This window comes from Aerosakkonema sp. BLCC-F183, assembly GCF_041929145.1.
In the GTDB taxonomy this organism is placed as follows: Bacteria; Cyanobacteriota; Cyanobacteriia; order Cyanobacteriales; family Aerosakkonemataceae; genus Aerosakkonema.
Genome location: NZ_JBHFNU010000054.1, coordinates 101095 through 117755, shown reverse-complemented (window position 1 = coordinate 117755; position 16661 = coordinate 101095). Strand labels below are relative to the sequence as shown.

Here is a 16661-nt window from a genome sequence, read left to right as displayed (position 1 = left end):
TATGCTAAAGCCTTTCTCACTACCAAATTGTTAAGTATATTTACACTTTATTAAGAAATTGCTTGATGATTAGATTAATCGATCTGGAAAGATAGTGTGTTACGTGACAGAATTACAGTTTTGGGCATCATAACTTTTTTAAGTAACTCATAGTTAGTGGAGGTAAGAAAGAAGTTGACACTGTGGTAATTTTCTGATAAATTGACGTAAACGCAGAAATATAGGCTAAAAATTGTGTAGTTTGTCAACTACATTCGATTTAAAGCTGACCGATCTGTAAAAAAAGTAAATAACTTGACGAAACTTCGTTAAATGGGTTGAAATATAAAGCCTAAACAATTTTCTCTAGCAATATGTAATTAAAGGGAAAAATAGCGGTGTACCAATTCCAGGATTCACTTCCCAAACAGCCTCTACCGCAACTAGAAGATACTTGCTCCCACTATCTAGATGCAGTCACACCGCTGTTAAGCGAGACAGAACTAGCTTGCACAAAGGCGGCAGTGAAAAAATTTCAACAAGAAGAAGGACAAAAGCTCCAAAAACAGTTGGAGATGATCGCCAGTTCAACTAGCACCAGCTATATAGATGAATTTTTAGATGAACGCTTTTTAGAAGCGAGATTGCCATTGGTGAGGAAGACAAACATCGCACAAGTGTTGTCTTCCTTCATAGGAAGCGAGGAACTATCTCCTACTCGCGTTGCAGCCATCCTAATTTTTAACCTACTAAAGTTCTACCTGAAAATTAAAACTCGTTCTCTCGAACCAGATCGGGATATATTCCACATAGGGCGTCCTGCGCTATGTATGGTTCAGTATGACAACTTATTCGGTACATCGCGGATTCCAGGCATCAAGCGAGATAGTCTGGTACGCACTCAAAACTCAGAACATATAATAGTAATCCGACGCGATCGCTTTTACTGCTTAAATCTAATTAAAGGAGAGCAACTACCAACGATCGAACAGATCGAACAACAACTCAACTGGATAATTGACAACACTACCTCCTATGATTGTGCGGTGGGGACATTGACAACCTTACCTCGCACTCAATGGGCTGTTCTCCGTTCCTATATTACATCTATTAGTCCGGAAAACGCTCGCTCTCTAGCCTTATTGGACAGCGCTTTATTTGTTGTATGTTTGGACGAAACAACACCCACCAATTTAAAAACAAGCCTTGAAAATGCCTTTTACGGTGATGGGCAAAATCGCTGGTTTGACAAACCCGTACAAATAATTGTCACTGCTAACTCCCAGGCAGCAATCAACATCGAACACAGCGGATTTGACGGTTATACAGTAATGCGTATGACTGACGAAATCAGCCAGAAACCTCACCAAGAAGCACCCACACTGACTGCTTTTGAAGAAGGGGAATCTCCCACTCAATTAGAGTGGAAGTTAAGCCCAGAAATTATGGAGGAAATCGAACTAGCAAAAGAAAATATTGGGTATTTCAAGACACAACACCATTTGCAAGTACTGGAATTCCAAGAATTCGGTGCTGACTTCCTGCGGCAGCATACCCTGAATGTTGATGCTGTAGTTCAACTATCCATGCAGTTAGCTTATGCTCGGTTGTATGGTAAGATTAGGTGTGTGACTGAATCGGTACACATCAGGAATTTCCAATACGGAAGATTCGAGGAGATCCGTACAGTAACTAGCGAATCGATTGAGCTAATCCGGGTTTTGTCCCAGGCTAGTTCAAAAGAGGCACAATACTCAGCTCTAAATGCAGCAATAGTTGCCCATATGCGACGATTATTTAACTGTAAAAAGGGACTGAATGTTGATTCGCACCTGCTCGCGCTTTACAGTCTCAGTCGTTATCAGGATATGGTTCCGGAAATATTCCTGGATAAAGCCTACAGTCAAGTCTTTACTCAACCAGTTATATGGACTAGCAGCTTACCTGGTAATATGGGTATTGCTGGCTTTGTTTTCGTATCACCACCAGTGAATTACGGTTACGGAGTTAGCTACATAATCAACCCTGAGAAAATTACCTTGTGTGTTACCAGTCAATTTAGCCAACCGTCAGAATATACCAAACTTCTGAATCAATCACTTTCAGAACTGGGAGATTTACTCAAGACTTTTAAGTAGTAAATTAAACTTGAAAGTATCGAATATATTGGGTATTTTCAGAGCGGCAAGTCAGCGTAAGAATATTAGATGTAAATTCGAGCAAATTTAGTAAAAAAAAGTATGTTAGAAGAACTCCTACTAAAAAATGCCCAACAATATCCTTCAAAAACTGCTATTGTCTATGACAAATTGAGGATTAGTTACGAAGAGTTATACATTAAAGTTAGGGGTTTAAGTAAGGGCCTGGGAACAATTGGTATCAGACCGGGTGACTGTATAGCATTGATTTTGCCTAATTGTCCGGAATTTGCGATCGCTTTTTATGCAACTGCTAAAATAAATGCGATCGCACTGCCGTTAAACCACCTTTTTAAAGAAGAAGAAATCAGTTACTACATCAGTGATAGCAAGCCTAAAGCCATTATTACCGATTTAAAACGGGTCGATCTTTGTCGTAATATTATTGCCAAAATCAACCAAAATATACAATTAATTATTGTAGATGGAATCGAGCCATCAACCACATACTTTTATGATTTGATTGTCACAGAAGAAACTAAAAATTATGAAAACGCGACTTCTGAAAGTGGGAGCGTACTTTATCAATATTCCTCTGGTTCAACAGGCAAACCTAAAAGAATTGGTAAAACCCAACATAACTTATATCACGAAGTAAAAAACTTCGGCGCAACTACTAACCTAAACTCAACAGATAATATTTTATGTATAGTACCATTGTATCACGCTCACGGTTTAGGAAATTGCCTGTTGGCTGCCATCTGCAATGGAGCAACTTTGGTAATATTAGAGCAAGTTTTGCAGCAGGGAAATCCTGTTGAAGTACCATTTATTTTTAGGCGTCAAAGGGTATTAGAACTGCTCCAAAGCGAGAAAGTGACAATTTTCCCTGCCATTCCTTACATTTTTAATATTTTGGCAGATATCCCATCCGATCTCGAAGTCGATTTATCGGCTTTAAGATTATGCTTTTCCGCTGGTAATTTTTTAACTAAAGAGATTTTTGACAAATTCCTGACTCGGTTTAAAATTCCCATCAGACAACTCTATGGCTGTACAGAAGCTGGGTCGATTTCGATTAATTTAGATACAAACATGGAAAATACTTACGATTCAGTCGGTATTCCCATGAAAAATGTCCAGGTAAAGATACTTAGCGATGAAGAAGAAGAACTTCCTGTTGGTAAAATTGGAGAAGTAGCCATCAAAAGTGAAGCACTTACCAGCGGCTACTATAATATGCCAGAACTAAATCAACAAGCATTTAAGGATGGGTGGTTTTTAACTGGCGACTTAGGGAAAAAAGATGAAAACAGTTATCTTTATATTACTGGTAGAAAGAAGCTGTTGATCGATACAGGAGGTTATAAAGTAGATCCTTTGGAAATAGAAGCTATCTTGACAACTCATCCCTCGATACAGGAAGCTGTAGTTGTTGGTGTGAAACAAGATGATATCGGAGAGATAATAAAAGCAGCAATCGTGACAAAAGAGGGAGCAAAAATCGAAGAAAAAGAAATTGTACTGTTCTGTAAAGAGCGGATGACAGAGTTTAAGATCCCGAAAATCATTGAATTTCGAGAAGAAATTCCTAAAAGTGCGTTAGGTAAAATTTTGAGAAAAGATTTAATTTAGTAAAAACAAGAGAGTAAAGTGATGAAAAGCGTCGAATTCATAAAAGCAGAAACCAAGAAAGTGCTATTAGAAATTTTACCCAATGTCAATCCAGAAACCCTATCAGATGAAAGTAATATTTTTAGTTTGGGATTGGGTTCAGTTGACGCAATGATGTTGCTTGACAAACTGGAAAACACTTTTGATATTAAATTTTTAAATAGTGAGATTAATTTAGATGTATTTGAGAATTTAGCAAGTCTAATAAAACTGATACAGAAAAAATCTTCTAATTCCCCTTTTTCTGAAAATTAAAAAGAGACTTAATATTTATTTGTAGCCCTGACAAAAAAAATCAAAAACATCCCTCAAGTTTGGCGATCGCTAATTTGTTGTATGTAATTACTAGGAGCCAAAATGTTATCAGATCATCCCTCTTTAAGTTTTCAACACATCCGGTTAAATAACCTAATTTTATACCCATACATAGTTCGGGAAACGGTACTTAACCTTCATAAATACGAAATAAGACCAGACGATGTTTTTCTAGTAACCTATCCCAAAGCAGGAACCTTCTGGCTAGCAGAAATTGTTTATAACATTGCTAAACCAAAGCCCCCTAACGAACAAGTATCTCGTACTGAAACAATACCTCTGCTGGAATTTTACTCTTTAGACACACTAGAACTATACCCGTCGCCACGTTATTTTAAAACCCATTTACCATCCGAAATGATCCGACCTAATAGCCAACACAGAGCGAAGTATATTTATCTGGCCCGAAATCCAAGAGATGTGGCAGTTTCGTACTTTCATTTCCTGCGTAGTGGAGTAGAATTTGGCTGGGATGGTACTTGGGAAGAATTTTTCGGGTATTTTATGCAGGGAAATGTGCCTTTTGGCTCCTACTTCGATCATGTCTTACCTTGGTGGAACCACAGAAATGATGAAAATGTGCTGTTTATCAAGTATGAGGATATGAAGAAGGATTTGATAAACAATATCAATCTAATTGCTGAATTCCTAAACTTCAATCTTTCTAGGGAAGAAGCAGAATTTGTAGCTCAAAAATCCTCTTTTAAAGAGATGAAGGCTAACCCAGAAACGAATATGGATCAATGGTCTGAATCTTTTAAACCAGGTAGTTCGTTTATGCGTAAAGGGATTGTTGGCGACTGGATAAACTATTTTTCAGATGAGCAGATCGAGCAATTCAACCAATGGTACGCATCCCATATAGAAGGCACCGATCTTGAGTTTGAATGGTTATCGTAGAGATGAGAAATCATCGGCTTCTAGAATTTATCCGATCGCCATAAAATAGCTTGTTCGATCCTCCACAGGCAATCCCCGTCGAAGTGACGGTTTTTGGATGATTTATATCCCGATGCCAATGCTCTAAATTAACATTAAATCCTCGCAGCAACGTCCCTTAGCTCCTCTACTATCTTCTTATTTTTATGGCTGCGGCTTCCGTATAAGCGGGCTGAGAAAACAGTAATTATTTCCAACACATCTTTAGCTAAATGGCTCTCCCGTGGTTGTGGTGATAATAAAAACTTATTTAATCGTAGGGTGGGTTAGGCACGGGCGATAATTTCAACACTTTCAAGCAATAATTAAGTTCCCGTGCCGTAACCCACCATCCCAGCTATCTGTAACATATACAAACATTTTCCACCATCAACCCGAAAGACCCGCAGAGGCAAGCCCTCAAGCTTAAGGATTTTCGCGGCACTCCCAGATGGGAGTGTTACCTTATTGCATACTTTCTTTTGCGAATTTGTATGTTATGCAACAAATTATTGCATTGTTAGCCATTATGCAATTTATCCTGCTATTGTATAAGAGTACACAAAACAGGGGAGGGAGTTGTGAGTCAAAGAGTCACCATTGCAGTTCCGGAATCACTGTTTGCCCGACTTCAGCCCGTCAAGCATCAATTTAATATTTCCGCTATTTGCCAGGAGGCCCTAGAGATGGCTATCACCTACGAAGAACTCAAAGTCCAAGTCACCGAACAAGACAATTTGGTGGAACGCCTTCAGACGGAAAAGAAAGTTCTCCTCAACAAAGTCCGTCAAGAAGGGTTTGAATTAGGCATTCGCTCCAGTGCCAAGTTATCGTACAAAGATTTCCGCCATTTTGAACGAGTTCAGTCTCTGGCGGTTGCCCTTGATGAAGATGTGCTGGACTACCTCTGGACTTTTCTGAATCTGAAAGACTATCCAGAACAAGCTCGTTTGAATGATGCCGATTTTACTTACTTACTGGAAGTCGATCCCCAAAGTCGGATTAGCTTTGTTCAAGGATGGATCGATGGAGTGTTATCCGTTTGGCAAACCATAAAGACTCAAGTAGAGAACCCTCAGTAGTCGCATCCTCAACCCAGGCTTTATCTTTTGAGCAATTACCCAAGTGGTATCACAATAGACATCTCCGCCAAAAGAATCTCAAAGGGCAGGCAGAATGCCTACCCCACAAGAATTTTTGGAGATGTCTAATAGAATTCATCGGGTAATACCGAGCAAGTAATCTAACAATTCTGCTGTACTCGTGCCAGTAGCCATATCTGTATAGTTATAGCCATTGCCACCACAGACAACTGCCCATTTAACGATCGTCAAATTTGGTGAGTGGGAGAGCTTTAGGATGAGGTCAGTTTCCACCTCTCCCCCTAGAGATCCCCCATAACCGCGCTCAATTTTCAAGTCACAGCCGCAGACAGTAATTATATTATAAATCCAAATATTTGCAGCGTTTTTACCCTCTATATTTGCGACTAACTGCTCATAGTGATATTCGTCCATATATAAATCGTAACTAGCGTTATGATTATGTAACCAACACGGAGAATTTGTGGCTGTGTAATGTTTAAATCCTGGCAGTGGTTGTTGCCTGACTTCTTCAGCTAGCTGTAGCCCTTCAGAGGGCTTGAAGGTAGCCAAAAATAAGTAATCTGGCCCAGCGCGATTAAGCTCAATTTCCCAGAACCAATTCAAAACCATCAGCAACATCCTTAATCTAATATCTTCTCTGAAAATTTCTTTTTACCACTACGACAGATTATCGCGGGAAAGCAACTTGATAGAATACATCTAGTGTAGGGCTGGGTGAGAGCCTTTATCCCTGAGTTATACTATCTATCCAATAAGTTGCTTTCTGCTGACATTAATAGAGGAACTGCCCAATGGCGACAAAAGAGGAAATCTTACACAACTTCGATCCTAGCGGGATTGGTGTCGATAACGGTAATCTGTTGGGACTTCCGTTTGATTGCGAATCAGCCAATATTATTGTATTTGGCATTCCTTGGGAAGTTACTGTTTCCTATGGCTGCGGTACAGCGGCGGGGCCGCAAAGGGTGCTGGAAGCTTCTCGGCAACTAGATTTATATGACTTCGATTATCCTGATGGCTGGAAAGAGGGTATTTTTATGTATGAAATTCCCTCACATATTCAGCAGAAAAATGAAATTTTCAGACAAGATGCTGCCAAGATTATCGAGCATATGGAACAAGGGGGGCTGGTGGAAGATAATCCAGACTTAGTTCAAGTGTTGGAAAATATCAATCAGGAATGTATTGCTGTCAATCAATGGCTGTTTGCACAAGCTACTGCTGCCATGAATCAGGGCAAACAAGTGGCTGTAATTGGTGGCGACCACAGCGTTCCGCTAGGATATTTTCAGGCATTGGCTCAACGTTATCCTGAGTTTGGAATTCTGCATATTGATGCTCACGCAGATTTGAGAGAAGCATATGAGGGTTTTCAATTTTCTCATGCTTCGATTATGTTTAACGTGCTGCAATTGCCGCAAGTTTCTAAATTAGTTCAAGTTGGGATTCGCGATGTTTCTTTTGATGAAATAAATCTGATTGAGCAGTCGGAAGGGCGAGTTTCTGCTTATTACGATCGAATGCTCAAACAAAAACTTTATGCTGGAATTACTTGGTTAGAGCTTTGCAAACAAATTGTGGCAGAATTACCCCAGCAAGTCTATATCAGTTTTGATGTTGATGGACTCGACCCCAAACTGTGTCCGCATACGGGAACACCCGTCCCTGGAGGTTTGGAATTGGAGCAAGCTTTTTGTTTGTTCCGGGAAGTGGTGGATAGCGGACGGCAGATTATTGGTTTTGATCTGTGCGAAGTTGGCAATGATGAGTGGGATGGCAATGTGGGGGCGAGAGCGGTTTATAAATTGTGCAATCTGATGAGTTTATCGCGGCAAAAGCTGTTTAAGTGACTGAAAACCTCGAAGACTCACAAAGATGTGATGGTGGGTGATGGCACGGTTCGTTAATTATTGGTTTTTCTCAAAAGTTATCGCCCGTGCAGTCCCCCACCCTACTGGTTAGATAATATGTTAGATAATATGTTGCGATCGCTCTCACTATAAACATAGTTTTTAAACAAAAATAATATCAAATCGCAATTTTATATATTAGATATCTCCTCCAAAAGAATCTCAAAGGGCAGGCAGGATGCCTACCCCACAAGAATTTTTGGAGAGGTCTAATGTTTGTCTGTCAAAAGGGAGTCTGTGTCACAAGATGGAGAATTTCTCCTAAGTGGGGATGCAGAAAGGAAAGTTCTCTGGCGTGCAAATGTAACCGATTTGCTATTGTACGACAACCATAGAGGCGATCGCCTAAAATAGGCACGCCAATTCCTCTGGAATCGGCAGCGTGAACCCTAATCTGATGAGTGCGTCCTGTGACGGGAACAAACTCCACGCGAGTGTAGTTTCCTTCTCTTGCCATAACTCGGAAGTGCGTCATACTGGGTTTTCCGCGCTGTTCATCGACTTGCTGAGAAGGGCGATTTTGCGGATCTCCCCATAATGGCAATTCGATCGTACCTCGTTCAATCGTGACAGAACCTGAAAGTAGAGCTTCATAAACCTTGCTCACCAGTCGCTGCTGAAACTGCCGGCTGAGTTGTGCATAAGTTTGACGATTTCGAGCTAACAGAAGAATTCCAGATGTTTCCAGATCCAAACGATGCACGGCAAAAATCTCCATACCATCCGGTAGCTGATGGCGCAAGCGACTGAGAACGCTATCAATGCGATCGCGATAACGCCCAGGCACAGAAAGCAGTCCGGCTGGTTTGTTGACAGCAATCAGCCATTGGTCTTCATAAATAATCGGTAGCGATTGCTCTATAAAACAGTTATGTGCGATCGCATCTTTGCCAGACAATCCTGATAGCAGAAACCCCATTAAAGGCTGACAGCGCTCCGCACAAGCTGCATAGAATTCTCCCGGAATTTTGTCACCATTAATAGAAGGTAGGCCCCACCAAAACTCCGCCATTGCCAGGGGTTTTAAGTTGTGTGTTGCTGCATAGTGAAGCAGCTTTGGGGCGCAACAGTCGCCGGTGCCAGTGGGCGACCCTCCCGGCATTAACTGCTGCAACGATCGCGATTTTCCGAAAAAATTGGTGAGAGAGTAGGCAGCGTGCATCTGAGCTTGCAGTTGACGCGACAACTCTTTGCGCTGTTGTTTTAGTTCGCGCATCCTCATATTAGCTTGTGCGATCGACTGTTGGAGTGGCTGCAATGCTTCATCCCGTTGACGTTTGAGTTGCCGTCGTTCCATACCATCTAATTGGCTTTGTCGATCGAGTTGTTCAAGCGCAACGGAAAGTGCTTCTTTTGTGAGCGTTTCGCATAAAATTTGACGTTTTTCTTGTCGTTCCTGTTTGTTCGTGCGATGGTGAGAGTTCATTTGCAGCAAACGTTGTTCAAACTCGCGACAAAGATTTTCGTACTGCTGCCTTTCTGGAAGTTGTTTGAGGGCAATTAGTTCTTGCTTAATAGCCTCCAATTGTGCTAAAGTTAGAGACTCTTGCAAAACAACTTCATCTCTTCCTGGAATCGGCGGCACCCAGCCCTCAACCACACTCTGACCCAAAAGAAGTCCGGAAAAAGCTTTGAGAACTTTTTCTTCTCCAGAAGGCAGTTGCACCAGCAATACTCCATACATCTTGCCCTCACGAGAATAACGGTCATCGCTGGCAAGGAATCGCATCAAACCAAAAGCGATCGCTTCTATTTTTGCTGTGCGAGGAAGTCTCAACAAATCGCCGCTTTCAGGACATCGCCCTTCGTACCAATAATGAGGAAATAAATCGCCGATAGCATTATTGTCATCAATAAAATCTGAAATTAAATGAATAATCGCCATATATTATTGTGTTTTTGTGCTAGACTCTGACAAAGTTAAAAAATTCCGACAATGCCGTAATAAATGCAAGCACTGGCACCAATAATGTAGACGAACCAGGTAAGAAAGAACCCAATAGCACGACCGGGCGAAGGCCCATAGGTTTTTATCAAGCCCCAAGCATGGGCGATCCGACCAACTGTCAGGGCACCTCCAAGTAGCCACAAAAGCAACCTGGGTGCGTGCATTAACTCAAGTACAAGTACGAACAACAATGCGTGGGGAACATATTCCGCAAAATTACCGTAAGCACGCACTTTCCGTTGCAAAAGACCGTCATCGTTTGTTTTCGTCGGTACAGATTTTTGGGTTAAACTCTCGACAAAAGCTGCCCAGGCATTAGGGTTTTCCAAGTAATTTGATTGTGTGGCAATATCTTCTTTTGATTCTCCATGCCAAACCCTTGTTTTCGTGCGCTCCATCACGACGATGTAGGAAAGTGCAAAAGCAATTAAGCCGTTGACTCCGATGAATAAAGTGGAAATGGGGATAGGGATCGAGTTCATTTCGAGTTTCCTTAGTTAACTGACAATGGTGTTTCGCGTTTATGGTGGAAAATGTTTGTTGATGTTACAGATGTATGAGATGGTGGGTGACGGTACGGGAACTTAATTATTGCTTGAAAGTGCTAAACTTATCGCCCGTGCCTAACCCACCCTACGGCTGAATAAGTTTTTACTATCACCCCAAAAAGGGGAGAGCCAAAACTTAGTATTAGGACACATAAATGCGTTAAGTGCGGTACAGTTTGAGATTGTGCGATCGCCATGCGTTCAAAAAACATTTTTAAACTGAAAATCCCCCACTAAAATCTTTGATTTGGTGGGGGAGAATATCAAGATTTGGGAGAATATTCCAGCGCTGCGCCATCCCAGTTGCCTGTATTGGCAGCTGCTTCGTATGTAGTTTGCAAGAAAGCAAGCAGCATAGCATCTGGGTCGTCAGCTTGTCGCACTGCTTCGTAGGGGAGGATAAATTCTCGCAACTGCGAACTGTAAAATGCCTCTTTTGGCTGCACGGGGTAGTCTGGGAATCCTTGCGGTTCCGGGTAAGCGTAGGCGTAAAAAACAGGCTCGTCTACTGACCCACCACCCGGCCAAAAACCACAACTGCTGACCTCGTGCGAGTATGCGTCTCTGGTCACCCAATCTGCTAAATTAATAACCCCACCTGGATGTTCTGGCGCACGCCGTCCGGAGAAGCGGGTGACGGCGAGGTCAAAGCTGCCCCAGAAATAATGTACGGGGCTGCATTTACCGATAAAACGAGCCCGAAATGCTGTCATCACCCGGTCTGCTTGCACAAAAATCCGCCAAAGCCGCTGTGCGTATTCCGCATCGTAAGCTGCGTGTTTCGTGTCTCGGTCAAAAGGAATTGGGTCTGCGACTTCCTGGGGCATATTCCAAATCTTTACTTCGATGCCCAATTCACTTAATGTACGCATCACGTCCTCGTAGAAATCTGCCACGGAGCGCGGTGCGAGCCCAATAGTTTTGGTCATACCGTCGCTAGTCTGGAAAAGCAACTGGTGAGCGAGAAAATCAAAGCTAATTTCAAAGGTACGAGTTCCGTAGGGAATTGAAGCGGTTGTTAACCCACGGGGCGTTACGTACAAAGTGCAATTCCAACAGTGGTTAATTTTGGGAACGAGCTTGAGCCGAATTTTGCCGACTATCTGAGTCCACATATGTAGCGTTTCATAGGTATCTTGCCATGCGGCAAGAGGCAAACTTGGCCAAGCGTTATCGGTAATGGAATCTACCATGATGGAAACCTCGATGTGAGGAAATGGCTAATACAGTAGAGAATGCTTCCATAGTAACCGATGGGCTCTTCCGGATTTACAGAGAAAAATGTTTGTTTATGTTACAGTTGAGTGCGCTCGGTGGGTGACGGCACGGAAAGTAAATTATCGATCGAAAGTGCTATAGAAGCGCGAGATACTGCTTCGGTTGTGCCGAGAGAACGCAGAATACCAATTGCTACTACTAAAACTCATATTGTTCAATTCGCTCTGTCTCTCCAATGGCATCTTTAACCCAATCTTGCATAGCTGGTAAAGACCAAATTGTGTTTGCATAAGCTGAAGAAACGGGGTCTAATTCGACAGCATAAGTAATAAAACGAGAAACAACGGGAGCAAACATAGCATCGGCGATCGTAAAATGTCCGAACAGAAAATCACCGCCTGACTCGAACTTCTGACGACAATCTTGCCAGATACTGACAATGCGTTGAATATCTTCTGCGACTCCCGGTTGTCTGCCTTTTCCAGGCAACCGGGCTCGACAGTTCATGGACATATGCTGGCGGAGATTGGCAAAACCTGCGTGCATTTCTTGAGAAATGGAACGAGCGATCGCTCTTGCTTGTCTATCGATTGGCCATAAATTGGCTGACGGAAAACATTCGGCTAGATATTCGCAAATTGATAATGATTCCCACACATTCACATCGTTGTGTAGCAAAGCTGGTACTTTTCCGTTTGGAGAATATTGCAAAATCTCTTGTTTCGCGGTCGGCGTATAAAGGGGAATGCGTATTTCGGTAAACTCAATGTCTAAGTGTTTGAGAACTAACCAAGGACGCAGCGACCAAGAAGAATAATTTTTGTTGCCAATTATTAAAGTAAATTCTGCCATTTTAACTCGACTTCAATTGTATTTATCGGAGATCGATCGAGAGGGTATGGGCTTGATGAATTTGAGAGTCATGCGATCGCTCTCCTCCAATTCCCGATTTGTCCGCAGATAATCTCGCACGCGATCGCAACCATAATTTAACAAATCCAGCTTGAGGATTCGCTCTACATTCCACAGATTCAGGGTGTTATCCTCACTGACGGAAGCGACAAAAGTTCCGTCAGGACTGTACGCCACTCCCCTAATTGCCGCAGTGTGACCTCTGAGGGTTGTTAATTCCGTACCGTCGAGTTTCCACAACTTCACCGTATTGTCTACACCGCCAGAAGCGATAATTTGACTGTCAGGACTAAACCCCACTCCCCATACTGCTGCTGTGTGACCTACAAGCGTTCTGAGTAATTTCCCATCAACTGTCCAAAGCTTAACGGTATTATCGCCACTACCAGAAGCGATGATATTACCTTGACGGTTAAAAGCAACTCTCCAAACTGCCGCAGTGTGACCTCGGAAAGTTCTCACCAAACTACCGTCCAGCTTCCACAACTTTACAGTACCGTCTCCGCCTGCGGAGGCAAGTAACTGACCGTCGGGACTAAATGCTACCTGCCAAACAGGAGCGTGATGTTCGGTCATGGTATGCAATAATGTACCGTCGCGTCGCCAAAGCTTAATTGTGTTATCTACACTTCCCGTAGCAATAATTTGAGCGTCTGGACTGAAAGCGACTGAAAAGACGGTAGCTTGATGACCTGTTAAAGTTGCGATCTCTTTCCCATTTCGCTCCCAAATATTTACCTTATTATCGTTTCTGGTAGCAGCAATTAACTGGCCATCCGCACCGCTAGCAACACCAACTCCATAGAGTGCCGAATTTTCTCCAGTGAAAGTCGCCAACAATTTGCCTTCCCGACTCCAAAGTTTAACTGTACCGTCCTCGCTAGAAGTAGCGATCGTCGAACTATCGGCACTGATAGCGATTCCCCAAATTCCACCTTTATGGGCAGTAATAGTTGTCTGTAAGGGATTTTGACTTTCCCACAATCTGACGGTATTTTCTGCACCCGCCGAAGCAATATAGCTGCCATCGGGACTCCAAGCTACATCCCAAATCGAGGCGCTGTGACCTCTAAAGGTAGTCAGTTCTGTGCCGTCAATATGCCAAATTTTGACAGTTTTATCCCGACTTGCAGAGACGATTTTTTGACCGTTGGGACTAAACGCCACTGAAGATATGACAGCAGTATGACCGACAAGCGTCCTCAGCAAAGTACCGTCCAGCTTCCAAACTTTTATGGTTTTGTCTCCACTTGCCGAAACAATTGTTTTACCGTCGGGACTAAACGCCACTGAAGATACGATCGCAGTATGACCGACGAGCGATCTCAAAAAAGTACCGTCAAGCTTCCAGAGTTTTATAGTTTTGTCTCCACTTGTTGATGCAATTATTTCACCATCGGGACTAAATGCGACTGAAGTTAAGGCACCACCAGTACGAGCTGGGAAAGTTTTTAATAAAGTACCGTCTAACTGCCAGAGTTTCACAGTATTATCTTGACTTGCAGAGGCAATTGTATTACCTTGCGGACTAAAAGCGACTCCCCACACGGCAAGACTGTGACCCTGAAAAGTTTTCAGTAAAGTGCCATCTAACTTCCAAAGTTTTACAGTACCATCGTCACTTCCAGAAGCAATTAGCTGACCGTCTGGGCTAAATTTGACTCGGCGAACGATCGCTTGATGACCTTTGAGGGTGGCAATTTCCGTACCATCGACGCGCCAAACTTTAATTGTTTTATCTACGCTTGCCGAGGCAATTAGCTTGCTATCAGGACTGATATCGACTGTCATCACAGCCGCTTGATGTCCCGAAAAATGATTGTATTCATCTATTCCGTAAACAGTTTGCCGCATTACATTTTGTACGCGATCCTGAATATTAGCGTTTGTTTCACTTAATTTTTGCAATCTTTGTTGGGCTTTGATTGCTTCGATCAGTGCATCTAATCTGCGATGGGAGGCAAACAATCCTTCAGAAGAAGAAACTAATGCTCGAATTTCGCTGAGTCTGGCTTGGCTTTCGCTTTTGACTGCTTGGCGGTACTGAAGGAAAGCTCCTATTCCCAATGCGGTAGAAACTACAGAGGCAATACCGACTGTTACCAGCAGGAATCTTTGCAATTTAGCAGTTTTTTTCTCTTGAGTGAGTCGCGCTTCTACTTCTTTAATGCGTTCTGCTTCTAGTGCCTGCTGAACTTCTTTGCGATCGAATTCAACCGAAGCTGCTAAAAACTTATAGTCTAAATCGCTCAAGCTTTTACCTTGCGCCCAGAGTTGGGCATCTTGCAAAGCTTGTCCGCGCAATAATCGCGATTCGTCTGTTTGTTGAGAGACAATCCAAGCATCAAATGCTTGCGAATAAGGACGCAGCAACGCTAATTGATTTTCTACCCATGCCAAGGTAAAAACTTGTTGATAAATGAGATTTTTTACCTCCAAGTAACCTTGCTGTTTTTCGATCGAACCGCTGAGGATAAGTTCGATTTGCTCGCGGCTATCATCGCTGGGAACTTTCACCCCTTGTAAAATTTGCTGATATATGCCCAATAATCTGCCTGTTTTTTGGCCGTTGTGAAGGATGCGATCGCGTATCGTTTTTAAATGCTCAGGCTCATCTTGCGATTCCCATTTATTGATGATGTGTTCTCTCACCACCGACTCCACAAAAAATCCCTCTGTCCCCAGCGGTATTGTCAAAGTGCCGCTTTCGGATTCTTCTGCCGCTCTTATCACCAACATACACAGCTTTTGGGTCAAAAATGGTTGTCCGCCAGTCCAAGTCAATATTTCTTTAATAACTGCTTGGGCATTACTTATGACAGTTTCTAATCCCTTGACTAAGGGCGCGGCTTCTGATAATTTAAAGCCCTGCAAATCTATGCTTTGTCCGATATTAAATGGCGTTCGACTTTTATCGGCTATTAAGTCGCTGGGTGTGGCGACTCCGAAAAGGGCAAAGGTAATCCGGTTGTACTCTGGATCGATCGCGCGTTGGTTATAACAATATCGAATTAAGGCGAAAAAATCATCGACGGGAAAATCTAAACTTAAAATACTATCAATTTCATCGACAAATATAAAAATTCTGTCATTAGGAAATTTCACCAATAAGATTTCTTCTATAAATTGACTCAACCTTTGCAGGAGGGAAATTTCTTCTTGTTCCTGCCACCAACTTTTTAAATTAACTTGTCCTAATAGGTTAAAACCGCGCCACAAATCGCCCACAATTCCTTTGTACCACTGTAAGGGGGTGATGTTTTCGCTGCCGATGCGAGTCATGTCGATCGTACTGCATAAAAATCCTTCTGCTTGCAGTCGGTGTAGGGTACGAACGAGCAGTGAAGATTTGCCCATTTGACGGGAGTTGAGGACGTAACAAAACTCGCCCTTTTTTAAGGCTTGATAGAGTTGGTCGTCTGCTTTTCGTTTGACGTAGGTGGGTGCATCTGTGTTGAGACTGCCACCTACTTGGTATGTAACATTGTTCATTGCCCATCTGCAAAAATCTGTTTGGCAGTCAAATTTAATTCTGGAAATGTCGGAGATACGATCGAGTCATCACCTCGAAACTGATTAACCTGATATTCCCCATCGACTAAATAATAGATGGAAATAGTCGGTTGTTTGGGATGTTCCACTCACTCAACAGTTTAACTAACTGAGGACTGCTCTTGCTGGTTTATGGTGAAAAATGTTAGCCTATGTAACAGAATATCGTGATGGTGGGTTACGCACAGAAAGTTAATTATTAGTTTTTTGGTAGAAGTTATCGCCCGTGCCTCCCATAAATTTATTTACGGGTTTCTACTTACGTGCTAGGGTACAAATATTTTATCCGGGAAGGAACGGAATAAAGAGTCTACCCTATGAGGGAGACTGCATCTGCGATCGCGATTTGGTCGATCGCCTAAAGTAGATGCCAGAGGTGACCCGCCACAAAATTGCCAAACTATTGAGTAGGTTGACCAACTAGCCCTGTCAGCTTTTTTGCG

The 16661-nt window shown here is 42.6% G+C and carries 12 protein-coding genes and 2 pseudogenes; 6 read left to right on the top strand and 8 right to left on the bottom strand.

The window, feature by feature from the left end:
- Nucleotides 1-377 precede the first annotated feature (377 nt).
- From ACE1CD_RS16115 to ACE1CD_RS16100, 4 genes are all read left to right on the top strand, one after another.
- Entirely contained in the window at nucleotides 378-2117 is a 1740-nt protein-coding gene (locus tag ACE1CD_RS16115) for a choline/carnitine O-acyltransferase (RefSeq protein ID WP_374794341.1), read from the top strand.
- A 102-nt stretch (nucleotides 2118-2219) separates the two neighbouring features.
- On the top strand, nucleotides 2220-3752 hold the full coding sequence (locus ACE1CD_RS16110) for a class I adenylate-forming enzyme family protein (RefSeq protein ID WP_374825477.1): 1533 nt from the start codon (nucleotides 2220-2222) through the stop codon (nucleotides 3750-3752).
- A gap of 21 nt (nucleotides 3753-3773) precedes the next feature.
- Nucleotides 3774-4046 carry an acyl carrier protein gene (locus ACE1CD_RS16105; protein ID WP_374825475.1) on the top strand — a complete coding sequence of 91 codons (273 nt, stop codon included), beginning with the start codon at nucleotides 3774-3776 and terminating at the stop codon, nucleotides 4044-4046.
- Between the two features lie 102 nt (nucleotides 4047-4148).
- Nucleotides 4149-5006 (top strand): sulfotransferase domain-containing protein, encoded by an 858-nt coding sequence (locus ACE1CD_RS16100; protein ID WP_374794337.1) that lies wholly within the window; start codon nucleotides 4149-4151, stop codon nucleotides 5004-5006.
- A gap of 134 nt (nucleotides 5007-5140) precedes the next feature.
- Here the strand turns inward: ACE1CD_RS16100 and ACE1CD_RS16095 are convergent.
- Nucleotides 5141-5266 (bottom strand): annotated as a pseudogene (locus ACE1CD_RS16095) (IS607 family transposase); the annotation flags it as partial.
- A 339-nt stretch (nucleotides 5267-5605) separates the two neighbouring features.
- Here ACE1CD_RS16095 and ACE1CD_RS16090 point away from each other — a divergent pair.
- The gene (locus tag ACE1CD_RS16090) at nucleotides 5606-6106 is read left to right on the top strand and encodes a hypothetical protein (protein ID WP_374825473.1); all 501 of its coding nucleotides are present in this window, start codon (nucleotides 5606-5608) and stop codon (nucleotides 6104-6106) included.
- Nucleotides 6107-6241: 135 nt separating this feature from the next.
- Here the strand turns inward: ACE1CD_RS16090 and ACE1CD_RS16085 are convergent, their stop codons facing one another.
- Entirely contained in the window at nucleotides 6242-6739 is a 498-nt protein-coding gene (locus ACE1CD_RS16085; protein WP_374825471.1) for a hypothetical protein, read from the bottom strand.
- A gap of 182 nt (nucleotides 6740-6921) precedes the next feature.
- Here ACE1CD_RS16085 and ACE1CD_RS16080 point away from each other — a divergent pair, with 182 nt between their 5' ends.
- On the top strand, nucleotides 6922-7980 hold the full coding sequence (locus tag ACE1CD_RS16080) for an agmatinase family protein (protein WP_374794334.1): 1059 nt from the start codon (nucleotides 6922-6924) through the stop codon (nucleotides 7978-7980).
- 283 nt (nucleotides 7981-8263) lie between these two features.
- Here ACE1CD_RS16080 and ACE1CD_RS16075 read toward each other — a convergent pair whose 3' ends face one another.
- From ACE1CD_RS16075 to ACE1CD_RS16050, 6 genes and pseudogenes are all read right to left on the bottom strand, one after another.
- Nucleotides 8264-9925, bottom strand: coding sequence for a pseudouridine synthase (locus ACE1CD_RS16075; protein WP_374825469.1), 1662 nt, complete (start codon nucleotides 9923-9925; stop codon nucleotides 8264-8266).
- Nucleotides 9926-9960: 35 nt separating this feature from the next.
- Nucleotides 9961-10470: an MAPEG family protein gene (locus ACE1CD_RS16070; RefSeq protein ID WP_374825467.1), complete on the bottom strand. Its 510-nt coding sequence runs from the start codon at nucleotides 10468-10470 to the stop codon at nucleotides 9961-9963.
- Between the two features lie 329 nt (nucleotides 10471-10799).
- On the bottom strand, nucleotides 10800-11729 hold the full coding sequence (locus ACE1CD_RS16065) for a DUF5996 family protein (protein ID WP_374794331.1): 930 nt from the start codon (nucleotides 11727-11729) through the stop codon (nucleotides 10800-10802).
- A 223-nt stretch (nucleotides 11730-11952) separates the two neighbouring features.
- Nucleotides 11953-12606 carry a glutathione S-transferase family protein gene (locus ACE1CD_RS16060; RefSeq protein ID WP_374794330.1) on the bottom strand — a complete coding sequence of 218 codons (654 nt, stop codon included), beginning with the start codon at nucleotides 12604-12606 and terminating at the stop codon, nucleotides 11953-11955.
- Between the two features lie 12 nt (nucleotides 12607-12618).
- Entirely contained in the window at nucleotides 12619-16158 is a 3540-nt protein-coding gene (locus ACE1CD_RS16055; RefSeq protein ID WP_374825465.1) for an AAA-like domain-containing protein, read from the bottom strand.
- Nucleotides 16155-16307, bottom strand: a pseudogene (locus ACE1CD_RS16050) (Uma2 family endonuclease); the annotation flags it as partial. The pseudogene ACE1CD_RS16050 and the gene ACE1CD_RS16055, both read right to left, overlap by 4 nt.
- Nucleotides 16308-16661: the final 354 nt, after the last annotated feature.

Coding starts and splice junctions, on each gene's coding strand:
- ACE1CD_RS16105 (WP_374825475.1), top strand. CDS start 3,774: ATGAAAAGCGTCGAATTCATAAAAGCAGAAACCAAGAAAGTGCTATTA.
- ACE1CD_RS16085 (WP_374825471.1), bottom strand. CDS start 6,739: ATGGTTTTGAATTGGTTCTGGGAAATTGAGCTTAATCGCGCTGGGCCA.
- ACE1CD_RS16075 (WP_374825469.1), bottom strand. CDS start 9,925: ATGGCGATTATTCATTTAATTTCAGATTTTATTGATGACAATAATGCT.
- ACE1CD_RS16080 (WP_374794334.1), top strand. CDS start 6,922: ATGGCGACAAAAGAGGAAATCTTACACAACTTCGATCCTAGCGGGATT.
- ACE1CD_RS16055 (WP_374825465.1), bottom strand. CDS start 16,158: ATGAACAATGTTACATACCAAGTAGGTGGCAGTCTCAACACAGATGCA.
- ACE1CD_RS16070 (WP_374825467.1), bottom strand. CDS start 10,470: ATGAACTCGATCCCTATCCCCATTTCCACTTTATTCATCGGAGTCAAC.
- ACE1CD_RS16065 (WP_374794331.1), bottom strand. CDS start 11,729: ATGGTAGATTCCATTACCGATAACGCTTGGCCAAGTTTGCCTCTTGCC.
- ACE1CD_RS16110 (WP_374825477.1), top strand. CDS start 2,220: ATGTTAGAAGAACTCCTACTAAAAAATGCCCAACAATATCCTTCAAAA.
- ACE1CD_RS16060 (WP_374794330.1), bottom strand. CDS start 12,606: ATGGCAGAATTTACTTTAATAATTGGCAACAAAAATTATTCTTCTTGG.
- ACE1CD_RS16100 (WP_374794337.1), top strand. CDS start 4,149: ATGTTATCAGATCATCCCTCTTTAAGTTTTCAACACATCCGGTTAAAT.